The following is a 15,837-nucleotide window of genomic DNA, read 5'->3' on the forward strand; positions in this document are numbered from 1 at the left end:
ACCGCGTTCGCCAGCAAGCCGGCTCCTACAGGTCCGTGTCCTGCCTTGATAAATCAGCTAACGCAACACCCGGTGTAGGAGCGCGGTTCCCGGCGAATGCGATCTGCCGATGTCATCCATTTCGCCTGACCCACCGCGTTCGCCAGCAAGCCGGCTCCTACAGGTCCGTGTCCTGCCTTGATAAATCGGCCAACGCAACACCCGGTGTAGGAGCGCGCTTGCCCGCGAATGCGATCTGCCTGTGTCATCCATTTCGCCTGACCCACCGCGTTCGCCAGCAAGCCGGCTCCTACAGGTCCGTGTCCTGCCTTGATAAATGGGCCAACGCAACACCCGGCGTAGGAGCGCGCTTGCCCGCGAATGCGATCTGCCTGTGTCATCCGTTTCGCCTGACCCACCGCCTTCGCCAGCAAGCCGGCTCCTACAGGTCCGTGTCCTGCCTTGATAAATCGGCCAACGCAACACCCGGTGTAGGAGCCGGCTTGCTGGCGAATGCGGTGGTTCAGGCGCTGCACTCACGACATTCCACTGAACGATCGCGATCAAGCGCTGCCCCAAACTCCATGGCATTGATGATCGTCCGGCAAAAGTCCCGTGCCTGCGCCGCGGTTTTTCGCCGCCGTCCGGCACGGGATACTGGGCATCCGATCCGTTCCTTTTCCACCAGAACCATGGAGTCCCCTATGACTGTTCCCGCATTTGGCCTCGGCACGTTCCGCCTCAAAGATCAGGTCGTCATCAACTCGGTCAGCACCGGCCTGGAGCTGGGCTATCGCGTCATCGACACCGCTCAAATCTATGGCAACGAAGCCGAAGTCGGTCAGGCCATCGAGCAGAGCGGCGTGCCGCGTGACGAGCTGTACATCACCACCAAGATCTGGACGGACAACTTCGCTGCCGAAAAGCTGATTCCGAGCCTCAAGGAGAGCCTGGCCAAGCTCAAGACCGATCACGTTGACCTGACGCTGATCCACTGGCCATCGCCCAAAGGCCAGGTGCCCGTCGCCGAATTCATGGGCGAGCTGCTGAAAGCCAAACAGCAGGGCCTGACCCGCGAAATCGGCATTTCCAACTTCACCGTTGCGCTGATGGGAGAAGCCATCGCGGCGGTCGGTGCCGAAAACATCGCCACCAACCAGATCGAGTTGCACCCGTACCTGCAAAATCGCACGGTGGCCGAATTCGCCAAACAGCACGGCATCAAGATCACCTCGTACATGACGCTGGCCTACGGTGAGGTGTTGAAAGACCCGGTGATTGGTCAGATCGCCCAGCGCCACAACGCAACCCCTGCACAAGTGACGCTCGCCTGGGCCATGCAGCTCGGTTATGCGGTGATTCCATCGTCGACCAAGCGCGAGAACCTGGAGAGCAACCTCAAAGCCGTGGACCTCAAACTGAGCGACGACGACATGGCGCAGATTGCCCAGCTGGACCGCGGTCATCGCCTGACCAGCCCGGCGAGCCTCGCGCCGCAGTGGGATTGATGCCAGCACTAGACCAGGGATGATCCCCTGACACCCGGCTGCCTGGATTCAAGTAAGGCACTTGTGGGTGGGAGCTTGCTCGCGAAGAGGCCAGTAAACCCACTACACCTTTACGGGTTGAACGGCCGTCTTCGCGAGCAAGCTCACTCTCACGGTGGCCAGCGTGTGCTGGACCACGATGGGCAATCAGCAAAAAGCGCAATCCCACACTCCCACAACGCCGCGCTGAGCGCTGAGCTCTGCATTCGGCGCCCTCTAATAACGCACCCGAACCATAAACAGGCGCCCTGTCGGCGCCGCCTCTGAAATTGGTTCGCTTACTGCCTGAACCAATCCTGCCGTTCCCCGCGAACCAGACTCCCGAACCATTGCCGATTGGCCCGCTGCGGCGGGATCACGCCTGGCCGCAAGCCCGGCCATCGGACCTTGCCCGTGAACCAATTTTCATTGGCATCGCTATTGCACTCGTCCTCATTAGCCCGGCCTTGCTTGATCAAGCGCCTGGCCTCCGGTTCACCCCGTGACGAGGGACGCAGATGGACAGCATCGACACCGACGCAACGCACGACACATCGTCGAAAATGGCCCTCGACGCGCTGCGCCAGATGGTCGCCCAGCAAGCAGCGTTTCCGCAGCGGCCACTGCCGACCGAGCGCGACCTGGCGGTGGATTTCGGCGTCAGCCGCCGCGCCATTCGCCGCGCGCTGGCGGTGCTTGAAGCTGAAGGGCATATCTGGCGCAGGCAGGGCAAAGGCACGTTTGTCGGCCCTACCCCGCCGAGCGCGGCGATGAGCTTTGCCAAGCTGTCGAGCCGAACCAATTTCAGCGAAGTCATGGAAGCGCGCATCTATCTGGAGCCGGCGCTGGCCTCGCTGGCTGCCCTGCGCGCCAGCGGTGAGCAGATGGCAATCCTGCGGCGCCTGACCGAGCGCACCACCCACCAGCAACACGCCAGCGAACCCGACGCCGAAGGCATCGAGTTGTGGGACAGCGCCTTGCACCGCGCCATCGCCGAAGCCGCTGGCAACCGCCTGATGCTGGACATCTTTGAAATGCTCGACGCGATCCGTCTGGACCCGGCGTGGCGCGATCTGCGTCAGCGCGCCCGCAACACCGACCGCTTGAGCACCTACAGCCACGATCACCACGACATCGTCGGCGCCATTGAAAGCCGCGATCCGGCCAAGGCCGCCACTGCCATGCGTGGGCACCTGCGGGCGCTGCAGCAAGCACTTGATCACGTTATCCAGCAAGACCTTGAGGCCAGTGTATGAGCGCTTCACACGAAAAACATGAATCGGTATTGAGCGTCAGCGACCTGACCGTGCGCTTCAAGGATGCGCCGGCCAACGTGGTCGACGGCGTGTCGTTCGCCATCCAGCCGGGTAAAACCCTGGCCATCGTCGGGGAGTCTGGCTGCGGCAAAAGCGTGACGTCCATGGCGCTGATGGGCCTGCTCCCCGACACCGCGACCGTCCAGGCCAGCGCTTCCGGCCTGCTGGGCGAAGCGTTGCTGGGCATGTCCGATGAGCGCCTGCTGGACGTGCGTGGCAACCGCATGGCGATGATCTTTCAGGAGCCGATGACCTCGCTCAACCCAGTGTTCACCATTGGCGATCAGATCGCCGAGAGCGTGACCCGCCATCAGGGGCTGTCCGCCAGCGCCGCCCGCCAGCGCGCATTACAGATGCTGGAGAAGGTCCGTGTGCCCGACGCGGTTCAGCGCCTCGACGCCTACCCTCACGAGCTGTCCGGCGGCATGCGCCAGCGCGCGATGATCGCCATGGCGCTGGCCAACGACCCGGCGCTGATCATCGCCGACGAACCCACCACCGCGCTGGACGTGACCATACAGGCGCAAATTCTCTCGCTGGTCGCCAGCCTTCAGGCCGAAACCGGCACCTCGATGATCCTCATCACCCACGACCTGGGCGTGGTCGCCGAGGTGGCCGACGAGGTCATGGTGATGTACGCCGGGCGCGTGGTGGAAAGCGGCTCGGTGGAAACCCTCTTCGACGACCCGCAGCACCCGTACACCATCGGTTTAATGGGCTCGATGCCTTCGGTCGGTCCACGCGAAGGCCGTCTGGCCACCATTAACGGCCGCGTGCCCACCCCGGCCGAAATGCCGGCGAGTTGCCGCTTTGCCAGCCGTTGCCCATTCGTGATCGCCGCCTGCCGCGAAGCGCGCCCGCCGTTGCTGGAAATCTCGGCCGGGCATTTCGCCGCGTGCATCCGCGCGCCACTTGAACAGCATGTGGGAGTCAGTGCATGAGCAGGCCAGTCGAGAACATGATCCAGGCCGGAATCGCAGCGGCTGCGGTTGAGAAGCCGATTCTTGAAAGCATCGCAGTCAGCAAGCACTTCTACAGCGAAGCCGGGTTCCTGCAGCGCAAAAAGCCGCCCGTGCAAGCTGTCAATGAAGTCTCGCTGGCGGTGCGTCGGGGCGAAACCCTGGCCTTGGTGGGTGAATCGGGCTCGGGCAAATCGACGTTGGGCCGAGTCCTCCTGAACCTGCTCAAGCCCACTGCGGGCGACGTGATTTATGAAGGTCGCAATCTGGGCAATCTGCCCGCTGACAAACTGCGCCAAGTGCGCCGCGATTTGCAGATCATTTTTCAGGACCCGTTCGCCTCGCTGAATCCGCGCATGAGCGTCGAATCGATCATCGGCGAGCCTATCTGGCTGCACCGTGACGACAGCCGCAGCGCACGCCAGGACAAAGTCGCCGAGCTACTGCGCACGGTCGGCCTGGCGCCTGAGCACGGCAGTCGTTTCCCCCATGAGTTTTCCGGTGGTCAGCGTCAGCGCATCGGCATTGCCCGCGCGCTGGCGTCGGAGCCACGGCTGATTCTGGGCGACGAACCGGTCTCCGCGCTGGACGTCTCGGTGCAGGCGCAGGTCGTTAATCTGCTGGAAGACCTCAAGCACCAGTTCGGCCTGACCCTGTTGATCGTCGCCCACGGCCTGGCGGTGATCCGTCACATGAGTGATCGCGTGGCGGTGATGTACCTGGGCGAGATCGTCGAGCTGGCGCCGGTCAACGCGTTGTTCGAAACGCCTTTTCATCCCTACACCCAGGCGCTGATGGCCGCCGTGCCGGTCAGCCACCCCGATTTACGTCGCCCGCGGCCGCTGCTCGGCGGCGACATGCCAAGCCCGAGCAAGCCGCCGTCCGGCTGCCGTTTTCACACCCGTTGTCCGCATGCCAAAGCGCTGTGCCGCGAGGTGAAGCCGGTGTTTGAAACGGTCGAGCCGGGCCGCCAGGTGGCCTGCCACTTCTGGCGCGAAATCGCCAATGCCGGCGCCGGTTCGCTGATCGTACCGGCGCCCAGCGCCGCCTATAGCCAACGCCTCAATCTGTTCAAAAGCCATCAAGCCCTTTCTCTGGAGAGTCAGCCATGAAGTTCGCCCACCTGATGACAACCACGTTGTTGCTGCTCGCTGCGAATGCGGCTGTCGCCGAAACCACCCTGCGCATCGGCATTCAGGATGACCCTGACATGCTCGACCCGCACCGCTCGCGCACCTACTCCGGGCGCCTGGTCTACACCGCGCTGTGCGACAAGCTGGTGGACGTCAATCCCGACCTGACCTTTGTGCCGCAACTGGCCACGGCCTGGAACTGGAGCGAAGACGGCAAGACGCTGACCATGACCCTGCGCGACGGCGTGACCTTCCACGACGGCGAGGTCTTCGACGCCGCCGCCGTGAAATTCAACCTCGACCGCGCGCGCACCCTCCCCGATTCGCTGCGCAAAAGTGAGCTGGCCTCGGTGGAAAGCGTGGACGTGATTGATGCGAAGACCGTGGCGATCAAGGTCAAGCAACCCGACGCAACGCTGATCTCGCAGCTGTCGGACCGCGCCGGGATGATGCTCGCGCCAAAGGCCTCTGCAACCGACGTGGCCTCGAAACCGGTGTGTTCCGGGCCGTACAAGTTCGTGCAGCGCGTGCAGCAGGATCGCATCGTGCTGGAGCGCTTCGACAACTACTGGAACAAGCAGGCCTACCACTTCGACAAGGTGATTTTTCTGCCGATTCCTGACACCTCGGTGCGCCTGGCCAACCTGCGCTCAGGCGACCTGGACATCATCGAGCGCGTCGCACCCACCGACGTCAAGACCGCTAAAGCCGACAGCCATGTGCAGGTGTTCAGCACGCCGGGGCTGGGCTACATGCAGCTGATGTACAACACCAATAACGGCGACAAGGCCAACAATCCGCTGGGGAAGGACAAGCGCGTGCGCAAGGCCTTCGAACTGGCCATCGACCGCGACGCGATCAATCAGGTGGTGTTTGAAGGCCTCTACGCCCCGAGCGCCCAGCCGTTCCCGAAAAACAGCCCGTATTACGACAAGGACCTGCCGCTGCCGACCCGCGATGTCGAGGCCAGCAAGAAGCTGCTTGCCGAAGCCGGCGTCAAAACCCCGGTCAGCGTCGAACTGAAGGTGGCCAACAACCCTATCGCCCAGCAGGTCGGCCAGATCATTCAGGCGATGGCTGAGGAAGCCGGCTTCAAGGTCAATCTGATCGCGACTGAATACGCCACGCTGCTCAGCGAGCAACAGGCGGGCAACTTTCAGATCGGCATGAGCGCCTGGTCGGGCCGCCCGGACCCGGACGGCGATATCCATCAGTTCGTGACCTGCAAGGGCGGCCAGAACGACGGCCATTTCTGCGACCCGAAACTCGACGAGCTGCTGAACAAGGCCCGCACTGTGAACGATCAGGCCCAGCGTCAGGCGCTTTATTTCGAGGCCCTGCGCCTGCTGGCCGAAGACGTGCCTACCAGCTACCTGTACTTCGATCCGCGAATCATCGCCATGCGCAGCAACCTCACCGGTTTCGTGCCCAACCCCGATGGTTTGATTCGCCTGAACAACGTCGCTTTCAAATGACAACGGCACGCGTGGATAACCGCTTCGGCCGCGAGGACTCGTCATGCTGACATTCATCCTGCGACGCCTGCTCAGTGCTATTCCGACGCTGATTCTGGTTTCGCTGTTCGTCTTCACCCTGCAAAAGCTGTTGCCGGGTGACCCGGTGCAGGCCATGGCGGGGGAGGAGCGCGACCCCGCGGTCATGGAATACCTGCGCGAGAAATACCGGCTCAACGACCCGCTGCCGCTGCAATACGTGCACTGGGTCGGCAATGTCCTGCAGGGCGACTTCGGCACCTCGTTGCGCACCGAGCAACCGGTGACCGTGCTGCTGGCGTCGAAGCTGCCGGTGACCATCGAGCTGGCAGTGCTGGCGCTGATCATTGCACTGGTGATCGGCATTCCCACCGGGGTCATTTCTGCGGTGCGCAAGGGCACGTCGGTGGACTACGCCGCCAACGTGTTCGCCCTGTCGGGGATCTCCATTCCTCACTTCTGGCTGGGCATTCTGTTGATCATGATCTTCGCCGTGAAACTGCAATGGCTTCCGGCCTCGGGCTTCGTGCCGCTGGGTGAAGACGTCGGGCAGAACCTGAAGACCCTGATCCTGCCGGCCTTCGTGCTGGGCGCCGGGTTGTCAGGCGTGCTGATGCGCCACACCCGCAGCGCGATGCTCGAAGTGCTGCGCGCCGATTACGTGCGCACCGCGCGGGCCAAGGGTCTGTTCCCGCGCACGGTGATTTTGAAGCACGCCCTGCGCAATGCGCTGATGCCCATCGTCACGCTGACCACGCTGCTGTTTGGCGAATTGCTCGGCGGTGCGGTGTTGACCGAGCAAGTGTTCAGCATTCCGGGCTTCGGCAAGATGATCGTTGATGCTGTGTTCAATCGCGATTACGCCGTGGTGCAAGGCGTGGTGCTGTGCGTGGCGATCGGTTTTCTGCTGCTCAATTTGCTGGCCGACGTGCTGTATCGCCTGATCAATCCGCGCCTGAGGACTGCCTGATGACTTCGCTGGCCCATCCTGTTGTGGCTCCAAAAGAGTCGCTTAAACCCCGCACGCGTTCGCCGTTCGTGAAGAAGTTTCTCGCCAACAAAGGCGCGCTGGTCGGAGCGGTCGTGCTGATGGTATTCGTTCTTGCGGCGCTGCTGGCGCCGTGGATCGCACCCCATGACCCGCTCAAGGCCAACTTCCTCGCCGTGCGCAAGGCGCCTTCGCTGATCTACTGGCTAGGCACGGATGAGCTGGGCCGTGACCTGTTTTCGCGCCTGCTCTGGGGGGCGCGCAGTTCATTGCTGGCCGGCGGCGTTTCGGTAGCAATCGCCATGGTCATCGGCGTGCCGTTGGGCCTGTTGGCCGGGTACTTCGGTGGCAAGCTGGATGCAGTGATTTCTCGCATCATGGAAGCGCTGCTGTCATGTCCTTTTCTGGTGCTGGCCATTGCCTTGGGCGCGTTTCTCGGCCCGAGCCTGACCAACGCGATGATCGCCATCGGGCTGTCGGCGATGCCGATTTTCGCGCGTCTGACCCGCGGCCAGGTGCTGGCGATCCGTCACGAAGATTACCTGGAAGGCGCCCGCGCCATCGGCCTGCCGGATCGCTGGATCATCCTGCGCTATGTGTTGCCGAACGTGTTGTCGCCGCTGGTGGTGCAAGCGACCCTGACCATCGCCTCGGCGATCCTGGCGGAAGCGAGCCTGTCGTTTCTCGGCCTGGGTCAGCAACCGCCCTCGCCGTCCTGGGGTTCGATGCTCAACACGGCGAAGAACTTCATGGAGCAGGCGCCGTGGATGTCCATCGCGCCGGGTGTGGCGATCTACATCACGGTGCTGTGCTTCAACCTGCTGGGTGACGGGCTGCGTGACGCCCTCGATCCGAAAAGCTGACAGCTTTGAGGCCCACCGGCCCGAAAGCTGCGCCCTTACTACCGATCAATTGCCAAGAAGAGACGACTGCATGTTCGATGATCTGGATTACAGCCAACCTTACGCGTCCGCCCGCTCGCCGGTGATGGGCAACAACATGGTCGCCTGCTCACAACCGCTGGCCGCACAGGCAGGGCTGGACATGCTGCGTCAGGGCGGCAACGCCGTTGATGCCGCCATCGCCGCCGCCATGGTGCTGACGGTCGTCGAACCCACCGGTTGCGGCATCGGCAGCGATGCCTTTGCCATCGTTTGGGACGGCAAGACCCTGCAAGGCTTGAACGCATCCGGTCGTTCGCCCCAGGGCTGGACCCCCGAGTACTTCGCCGGTCAGCAGGATATGCCCCAGCGCGGTTGGCCCTCGGTGACGGTGCCGGGCGCGGTATCGGCCTGGGTCGCGTTGTCCGAACGCTACGGCAAGCTGCCCTTCGCCACGCTTGCGGCCCCGGCGATTAGCTATGCGCGCGACGGTTATCAGGTCACGCCGATCATCGCCGAATTGTGGCGTCGGGGTGCGGCGTTGCTCAAGGATCAACCGGGTTTTGCCGAGTGCTTTTTGCAGGGCGGCAAGGCGCCGAAGGCTGGCGAAAAGGTCGCGCTCAGGGATCACGCGAAAACGCTGGAGCTGATTGCTCAAACCAAGGGTGAGGCGTTCTATCGCGGCGAGCTGGCGGAGGCGATGATCAACCACGCCAATGCCAATGGCAGCGTCATGAGTCTTGATGACCTGGCGAACCATCGCGTGGACTGGATCGACACCCTGTCGGTGCCGTACGCCGGCGCGATGGTCCACGAGCTGCCACCCAATGGCCAGGGCATCGCCACACTCGCGGGGTTGGGCATGCTCGAAGCGCTGGGCGTTGGCGACCAGCCCGTGGACAGCGCTGAAACCGTGCACCCGGTGCTGGAGGCGATGAAGCTGGCGCTGGCCGACCTCAATCAGCATGTGACCGATAATGACCACATGCGCGTCGCCGCCGAGCACATGCTCGACCCGGCTTACCTGCGTGACCGCGCGGCGCTGGTCGGCGAGCAGGCGCAGGACCCACTGCACGGCGCGCCGAAGCCTGGCGGCACCGTGTATCTTTCGGCGGCTGACGAGAGCGGCATGATGGTCTCGTTTATCCAGTCGAACTACATGGGTTTCGGTTCCGGCGTAGTGGTGCCGGGCACGGGCATCAGCCTGCAGAATCGCGGCGCGGGTTTCACCCTGGACCCTGATCACGTCAACACCGTTGCGCCAGGCAAGCGGCCATTCCACACCATCATTCCGGGCTTTGTAATGAACGCCGACGGCACGCCGCTGATGTCGTTCGGCCTGATGGGCGGGCCGATGCAGGCCCAGGGGCATCTGCAGATGATGCTGCGCATTCTGCGTTATAAGCAGAACCCGCAGGCCGCCGCCGATGCGCCGCGGTGGCGGATCGAGTCCGGTCTGAAGGTCGCGGTGGAGCGGTCGTTTGATCCGCAGGTCATCCAAGCGCTGCGCGCCAAAGGCCATGACGTGGAAATCGAAGACCCGAGCGGTGTATTCGCCTTTGGTGGCGCGCAGATCATCCAGCGCACGGCCCATGGGTATGTGGGCGGGACGGACCCGAGGAAGGATGGGTTGGTTGCGGCTTATTGATTCACCCGGGGACTGATTTATTTACGATGAAACGCTGTAAATAAATCAGCCCCCTAGCCCCATTCGCCAGCAAGCCGGCTCCTACGGATCGGCGCATATCCTGTCGACGTGCGCGGTGAGGCCAACGCGAAAACTGTGGGAGTGAGCTTGGTCTGGGCCGCATCCGGACGATGGCGGTGACTCAGCGACGTTGAGATCGACTGATTCGACGCCTTCGCCAGCAAGCCGGCTCCTACAGATCGGTCATTCGCCAGCAAGCCGGATCCTGCGGAATCCCGTTCGCGGGCAAGCGCGCTCCTACAGTGACTGCGCTCGGCTGATCGGCCTGGTCAGCCGGACACGACTGCAACAATCGCCACCACGCTCAACACCATTACCGTGCAACCCAGCGCCGCGACCTCGCGCAGCGGCGCGGGGATGCGCTCTTGGGTCATGCCTTTCGCGCTTTTGCGGTAGCGTGCGTTGAGGCCGATCTGGATCAGCATGGCTGCGACCAGCGAAACCATGATCGGCAGCAGCGCCATCAAGCCAAACGGCGGAATCCAGCGCAGGAACAGCAGGCACACGCCGATCAGCGTCAACAGCGTCCGGCGCCAGGCCAGCAAGGTGCGTTCGGGTTGCAGGCCGGGATCGTCGTGGCGCAACGGCCGTGACGACACGGGATGACCGCGACGAATCACGACGCGCCGTTGATCAGGAAGACAATCAGCCCCGCCGCCACCAAGGCTCCGCCCAACGACAGAATCGGCACCAGCACCGGCAAAGGCAGCGGTTTACGCTGACGCATCGCCCGCTCGACTTTCAGCCAGCGCAGGCAAGCACTGGCGCTGACCAGTAACGCCAGCACCAGCAGCGACAAGGCAACGCCCCGACGCAAACCCGGGGTAAACACATCGCTGGTGAACGCCTCTACCGCAATGCCGCCGGCCAGAAACGCCAGCGCCGTGCGGATCCAGGCGAGGAACGTGCGTTCGTTGGCAAGGGTGAAGCGTGGGTCAGGTTCGCAACCGCCGCCGAGCAGTGACGCCGACACCCGCCCTCGCTCGGGCGGCGTGACAGGTGCGCTGGCGGGAGGAGTGACGTTGCCGGGCTCGGGGGAATTCATGTCGCACCGTGGTCGGGTAGATGCGACGGATCATACCGGTCATGCGCGGTGAAGGCCCGCATTCGCAGCGACATGGAATTGTCTGTTGCCGCTGCGCACGTCTCAACCGCAGAGAGGTGTCGCCGGTATCTGAGGCGCTAACGCCCCTGTGGGAGTGAGCTTGCTCGCGAAAGCGGCTTTCAGAAAATTCGGCGCAAGTGCCGGTATCTTCGTGAGCAAGCTCACTCCCACATGATTGGTATCCACCCCACGAAAGCTGGCCGCCAGAGAGACCCCGGGCCCTGGTGTCTGGATCAGCGGTTGTTTGCCAGCTCCACCCACACCGCGCCATCGGGAAACTGATACCGCTCCAGCGTCTCCGCGTGCATCTCGATGCTGTAGCCCGGCCGTTGTGGCGGCATGTACCGGCCACGACGGATAACCACCGGATCGAGGAAGTGCTCGTGCAGGTGATCGACGTATTCGAGCACGCGCTTGTCCAGCGAACCGGACACCGCGATGTAATCGAAGATCGAGATGTTCTGCACGTATTCACACAACCCCACGCCGCCACCGTGCGGGCACACCGGGATGTCGTATTTCGCCGCCATCAGCAGCACGATCAAGACTTCGTTGAGCCCACCCAGCCGTGCCGCGTCAAGCTGACAGAAGTCTAGCGCGCCGGCCTGGAACATCTGCTTGAACATCACCCGATTGTGGCAGTGTTCGCCGGTCGCCACACCGATGGGCGCGATGCGCTTGCGTATGGTCGCGTGACCCAGAATGTCATCGGGATGGGTCGGTTCCTCAATCCACCAAGGTTCAAACGCGGCCAACCGACGCATGTTGCTGATCGACTGATCGACGCTCCACACCTGATTGGCGTCCATCATCAGCGTGCGCTCCGGGCCGAGTTCGTCGCGCAATATCGCGGCGCGGCGCAAGTCTTCTTCGATATCGGTGCCGATCTTCTGCTTGATGTGGGTCCAGCCGTCAGCCACTGCCTCGCGGGCGAGACGGCGCATCTTCTCTTCCGAATAACCCAGCCACCCGGGCGCCGTGGTGTAACCCGGATAGCCTTCCTCAAGCATCTGGGCCTCGCGCCCGGCCTTGCCTGGCAAGCGTCGGCGCAGCAAGGCGATGGCCTCTTCGGGGGTGATGGCGTCGGTGACGTAGCTGAAATCCAGGCATTTGACCAATTGCTCGGGGCTCATGTCCGCCAGCAGTCTCCAGACCGGCTTGCCCTCGGCTTTGGCCCAAAGGTCCCAAACCGCATTGACCAGCGCCGCCGTGGCGAGATGAATCACGCCTTTTTCCGGGCCCAGCCAGCGCAACTGGCTGTCGCCGGCGGTGATGCCGTGCCAGAACGCGCCCATGTCGGCAATGATCGATTCCAGGCTCAGCCCGACGACACATGGCGCGAGGGAGTGAATCGCTGCGGCGCAAATCTCGTTGCCACGCCCGATGGTGAACGTCAGGCCATGGCCCTCAAGGCCTTCGGCAGAATCGGTGTGCAGCACAACGTAGGCCGCCGAATAGTCCGGCGCGCTGTTCATCGCATCTGAGCCATCGAGGGACAAAGAGGTGGGGAAGCGGATATCGCGTACGGAAATGGAGGTGATCTGCATGGTGGGCTCTTCTTGTTAGGGGCACTGACGCGGACGTGTGGGAGAGCGGTGGCTCGCGAAGAGGCTTGGATATCCTCCGAAGCGGTGGCGGCATAAATAACGAGTTCGCGGGCAAGCGCGCTCCTACAGCTGTGCGCCGTCTGAAGACTGACTGTAGGCCCCTGCGCGATACAGGCATAATCGCCAAATCCTAATCATCGATATCAAATCCGATATGTCAGACGCCTCCCCTGCCCCACCCATGCCCGGCACGTATCCCACGCTAAAAATCTCCAGCCGGCAGATTGCGCTGCTCAACGCACTGGGCGAATTGGGCAACCTGCGCAAGGCGGCCAGCGCCATCCACACCACCCAACCGGCCGCCAGCCTGTTGCTGCAACAACTGGAGGAACGTCTCGGCGTGCAACTGTTCGAGCGCTTGCCCCGTGGCATGCAGCCGACGGCGTTCGGTGAAGTCATGATTCGGTACGCCCGGGGCGCACTTCACGAGTTCGAATACGCCGAAGCGCAACTGGCCGAACTGGCGCGCGGGGCCACGGGGATGGTGCGCATCGGCACGGTCATGGGCCCCGTGCCGACACTGCTCACCCGAGGCGTGCTGGCGTTCAAGGCCGCGCACCCGAAAGTGCGCATCGCCCTGGACGTCGGCACCAGTGATGAGCTGCTGCCCGCATTGATTCGCGGCGACTTCGATGTGGTACTGGGCAGGCTGCCCGATCAACTCGATGGCAAAGGCCTGGATATTCAGCTGTTTGAACAGGGTGAGCGCATGCGCATCATTGCCCGCCCCCAGCATCCCTTGGCTCAACTCGACACGCTGGGGCAGGCGGGCCTTACGCTGGCAGCGCTGGCGCCGCTGACCTGGATCCTCCACCCCATCGGCAGCCCCATGCGGCGCCAGGTCGAACATGCGCTGCAGGCCGCGCAGCTTATCGAGCCGCTGGACATCATCGAGACCCGTTCGATTCTGGCCACCACGGCGATGCTGGAGTCATCGGACATGATCGCCGTCGTGCCCAACGACGTTGCCGAACACTACGCACGCTATGGGATGATCGCCATTTTGCCGGTCGAACTGCCGCTGAGCATGGCTAATCTCGGGTTGCTGACGTCCAAGGCAAGGCCGGCGTCGGCCGCGTTGAAGGCCTTTCTGACGTTTCTTAAATCCTCAGATGACGTCGCAAATCGATAACCCTGAGTTATCACGCAATCGAAACCTTTCATTGGGAAATTGCATGACGGCTTCATAGAGTGGCTGAAACAGGACAGGGCCGTCACCGACCCGCGGGCGCCGCATGGCTCCCGCTTTCCGAATAACAATAAGTGGCCGGCAACGATGCCGCTTCCCGTACTGGAGGAGCGTCGCACTGTTGATGCAGGCCAAGACCGTCATGAGAGGCTGCATGGAACTCATCGCCAAAACGCCCGCGTTCGACAGCAGCGCGCTGTTTATCCGCCTCAACCCTCTCGATAACGTGCTGATCGCTCGGCAGGCGCTGAGTGAAGGCACGTACCTGGACGAGGAACATGTGACTGTTTCCCAGCCCGTTCCTTCCGGGCACAAGGTCGCGACGGTACGTGTCGAGCAGGGCCAGCCGCTGCGGCGCTATGGGCAAATCATCGGCTTCGCCTCACAGCCCATCGATCCCGGCGAGCATGTGCATGTGCATAACGTCGAGATGGGCGATTTCTCCCGTGACTATGCCTACGGCGTAGACGCCCACGACACGCCGAAGACCGAGGCCTTTTTCCAGGGCATCGTGCGCGCCGACGGACGCGTTGCCACTCGCAATTACATCGGCATCCTGACCTCGGTTAACTGTTCGGCAACCGTCGCCAAGGCCATCGCCGACCGTTTTCGTCGCGATATTTTCCCCGAAGCTCTGGCCGCTTATCCCAATGTTGATGGCGTGGTCGCGCTGACCCACGGCTCCGGTTGCGCCATCGATTCCAAAGGCGAAGCCATCGACCTGTTGCGCCGGACCCTGGGTGGATATGCCGTCCATCCCAATTTTGCCGCCGTGCTGGTGGTGGGGCTGGGCTGCGAGACCAATCAGATTCAGGACATGCTTGACAGCCAGGGCCTCAAAGCCAGCGATCAGTTGCGCGCGTTCACGATTCAGGGCACTGGCGGCACGTCGAAGACCATCGCCAGTGGCATCGAACAGGTGCAGTCGCTGCTGCCCCAAGCCAACCAGATCACCCGGGAGACGGTCAGTGCCCGACATCTGATCGTCGGCCTGCAATGTGGCGGCTCGGACGGTTATTCCGGGATCACGGCCAACCCGGCACTGGGCAATGCGGTGGATCGGCTGGTCGCGGCGGGCGGCACGGCAATCCTGTCCGAGACGCCGGAAATCTACGGCGCAGAGCACTTGCTGACGCGTCGTGCCGCAAGCCAGGCCATCGGCGAAAAACTGGTGCAGCGGATTCACTGGTGGGAAGACTACTGCCAGCGCATGAACGCCGAGCTGAACAACAACCCTTCCGCTGGCAACAAGGCCGGCGGGCTAACGACCATTCTGGAAAAGTCCCTCGGCGCGGTAGCAAAAGCGGGCTCGACCAATCTCATGGGCGTTTATGAATACGCCGAAGCGGTACGCGCCCAAGGGCTGGTGTTCATGGACACCCCTGGCTACGACCCGGTTTCAGCCACCGGCCAGGTGGCCGGTGGCGCCAACCTGATCGCGTTCACCACCGGGCGCGGTTCGGCCTATGGCTGCGCGCCGACGCCGTCGATCAAGCTGGCGACCAACAACCGCGTCTTCGAATTTCAGCAGGAGGACATGGACGTCAATTGCGGCGGGATCGCCGAGGGCACGACCACCATCGAGGAGCGTGGCGCCTACGTGTTCCAGATGATGCTGGATATCGCCTCCGGTGCCCGCAGCAAGAGCGAGCAGCACGGTTACGGCCAGAACGAATTCGTGCCCTGGCACATTGGCGCAGTGACCTGACCGCGAGCAGCTGGCAGGACAGGCTTTAGCCTGGAGCACCAAGTGTGACCTGCGTTTGCTTGGTAGGACCTGCGTTTGCTTGGTAGGACCGGCTTTAGCCGGGAAGCTTTGTCGTCACACCGCAACATGGAGGGTGCCCACACTGGCCCCTTCCCGGCTGAAGCCGGTCCTCCACTCAGACGTGCGTTCGCCTTGTAGGACCTGCGTTTGCTTGGTAGGACCGGCTTTAGCCGGGAAGCTTTGTC

13 protein-coding genes are annotated in these 15,837 nt (G+C 62.9%); 10 read left to right on the forward strand and 3 right to left on the reverse strand.

Annotated features, from left to right (window positions below; genetic code table 11):
• Positions 1 to 683: 683 nt before the first annotated feature.
• The 8 genes from dkgB to QRN48_RS25000 all read left to right on the forward strand — a co-directional run bounded on the left by dkgB (position 684) and on the right by QRN48_RS25000 (position 9,923).
• Positions 684 to 1,487 carry a 2,5-didehydrogluconate reductase DkgB gene (gene dkgB, locus QRN48_RS24965; RefSeq protein ID WP_285354070.1) on the forward strand — a complete coding sequence of 268 codons (804 nt, stop codon included), beginning with the start codon at positions 684 to 686 and terminating at the stop codon, positions 1,485 to 1,487.
• A gap of 536 nt (positions 1,488 to 2,023) precedes the next feature.
• Entirely contained in the window at positions 2,024 to 2,761 is a 738-nt protein-coding gene (locus QRN48_RS24970; protein WP_037011859.1) for a FadR/GntR family transcriptional regulator, read from the forward strand.
• On the forward strand, positions 2,758 to 3,762 hold the full coding sequence (locus QRN48_RS24975; protein WP_285354073.1) for an ABC transporter ATP-binding protein: 1,005 nt from the start codon (positions 2,758 to 2,760) through the stop codon (positions 3,760 to 3,762). The genes QRN48_RS24970 and QRN48_RS24975 overlap by 4 nt, the downstream gene beginning before the upstream one ends.
• Positions 3,759 to 4,892: an ABC transporter ATP-binding protein gene (locus QRN48_RS24980; RefSeq protein ID WP_244653727.1), complete on the forward strand. Its 1,134-nt coding sequence runs from the start codon at positions 3,759 to 3,761 to the stop codon at positions 4,890 to 4,892. The genes QRN48_RS24975 and QRN48_RS24980 overlap by 4 nt, the downstream gene beginning before the upstream one ends.
• Positions 4,889 to 6,388, forward strand: coding sequence for an ABC transporter substrate-binding protein (locus tag QRN48_RS24985; RefSeq protein WP_037011863.1), 1,500 nt, complete (start codon positions 4,889 to 4,891; stop codon positions 6,386 to 6,388). Before QRN48_RS24980 ends, QRN48_RS24985 begins: the two co-directional genes overlap by 4 nt.
• 43 nt (positions 6,389 to 6,431) lie before the next feature.
• The gene (locus QRN48_RS24990; RefSeq protein ID WP_037011865.1) at positions 6,432 to 7,376 is read left to right on the forward strand and encodes an ABC transporter permease; all 945 of its coding nucleotides are present in this window, start codon (positions 6,432 to 6,434) and stop codon (positions 7,374 to 7,376) included.
• Positions 7,376 to 8,257 carry an ABC transporter permease gene (locus QRN48_RS24995; RefSeq protein ID WP_285354075.1) on the forward strand — a complete coding sequence of 294 codons (882 nt, stop codon included), beginning with the start codon at positions 7,376 to 7,378 and terminating at the stop codon, positions 8,255 to 8,257. Before QRN48_RS24990 ends, QRN48_RS24995 begins: the two co-directional genes overlap by 1 nt.
• A 70-nt stretch (positions 8,258 to 8,327) precedes the next feature.
• On the forward strand, positions 8,328 to 9,923 hold the full coding sequence (locus tag QRN48_RS25000) for a gamma-glutamyltransferase family protein (protein ID WP_285354077.1): 1,596 nt from the start codon (positions 8,328 to 8,330) through the stop codon (positions 9,921 to 9,923).
• 329 nt (positions 9,924 to 10,252) lie between these two features.
• On the opposite strand, the gene QRN48_RS25005 is transcribed toward QRN48_RS25000, so the two are convergent.
• From QRN48_RS25005 to QRN48_RS25015, 3 genes are all read right to left on the reverse strand, one after another.
• Positions 10,253 to 10,603: a DUF202 domain-containing protein gene (locus tag QRN48_RS25005; protein ID WP_191945279.1), complete on the reverse strand. Its 351-nt coding sequence runs from the start codon at positions 10,601 to 10,603 to the stop codon at positions 10,253 to 10,255.
• The gene (locus QRN48_RS25010) at positions 10,600 to 11,028 is read right to left on the reverse strand and encodes a YidH family protein (RefSeq protein ID WP_191945278.1); all 429 of its coding nucleotides are present in this window, start codon (positions 11,026 to 11,028) and stop codon (positions 10,600 to 10,602) included. The genes QRN48_RS25005 and QRN48_RS25010 overlap by 4 nt, the downstream gene beginning before the upstream one ends.
• A 293-nt stretch (positions 11,029 to 11,321) precedes the next feature.
• Entirely contained in the window at positions 11,322 to 12,635 is a 1,314-nt protein-coding gene (locus tag QRN48_RS25015; RefSeq protein ID WP_285354079.1) for an L-fuconate dehydratase, read from the reverse strand.
• 214 nt (positions 12,636 to 12,849) lie between these two features.
• Here QRN48_RS25015 and QRN48_RS25020 point away from each other — a divergent pair, with 214 nt between their 5' ends.
• Positions 12,850 to 13,827 (forward strand): LysR family transcriptional regulator, encoded by a 978-nt coding sequence (locus QRN48_RS25020; protein WP_285354081.1) that lies wholly within the window; start codon positions 12,850 to 12,852, stop codon positions 13,825 to 13,827.
• Between the two features lie 211 nt (positions 13,828 to 14,038).
• The gene (locus tag QRN48_RS25025; protein WP_191945275.1) at positions 14,039 to 15,592 is read left to right on the forward strand and encodes a UxaA family hydrolase; all 1,554 of its coding nucleotides are present in this window, start codon (positions 14,039 to 14,041) and stop codon (positions 15,590 to 15,592) included.
• Positions 15,593 to 15,837: the final 245 nt, after the last annotated feature.

The sequence above is a fragment of the Pseudomonas sp. ME-P-057 genome, from assembly GCF_030208975.1.
GTDB classification, from domain to species: domain Bacteria; phylum Pseudomonadota; class Gammaproteobacteria; order Pseudomonadales; family Pseudomonadaceae; genus Aquipseudomonas; species Aquipseudomonas lutea.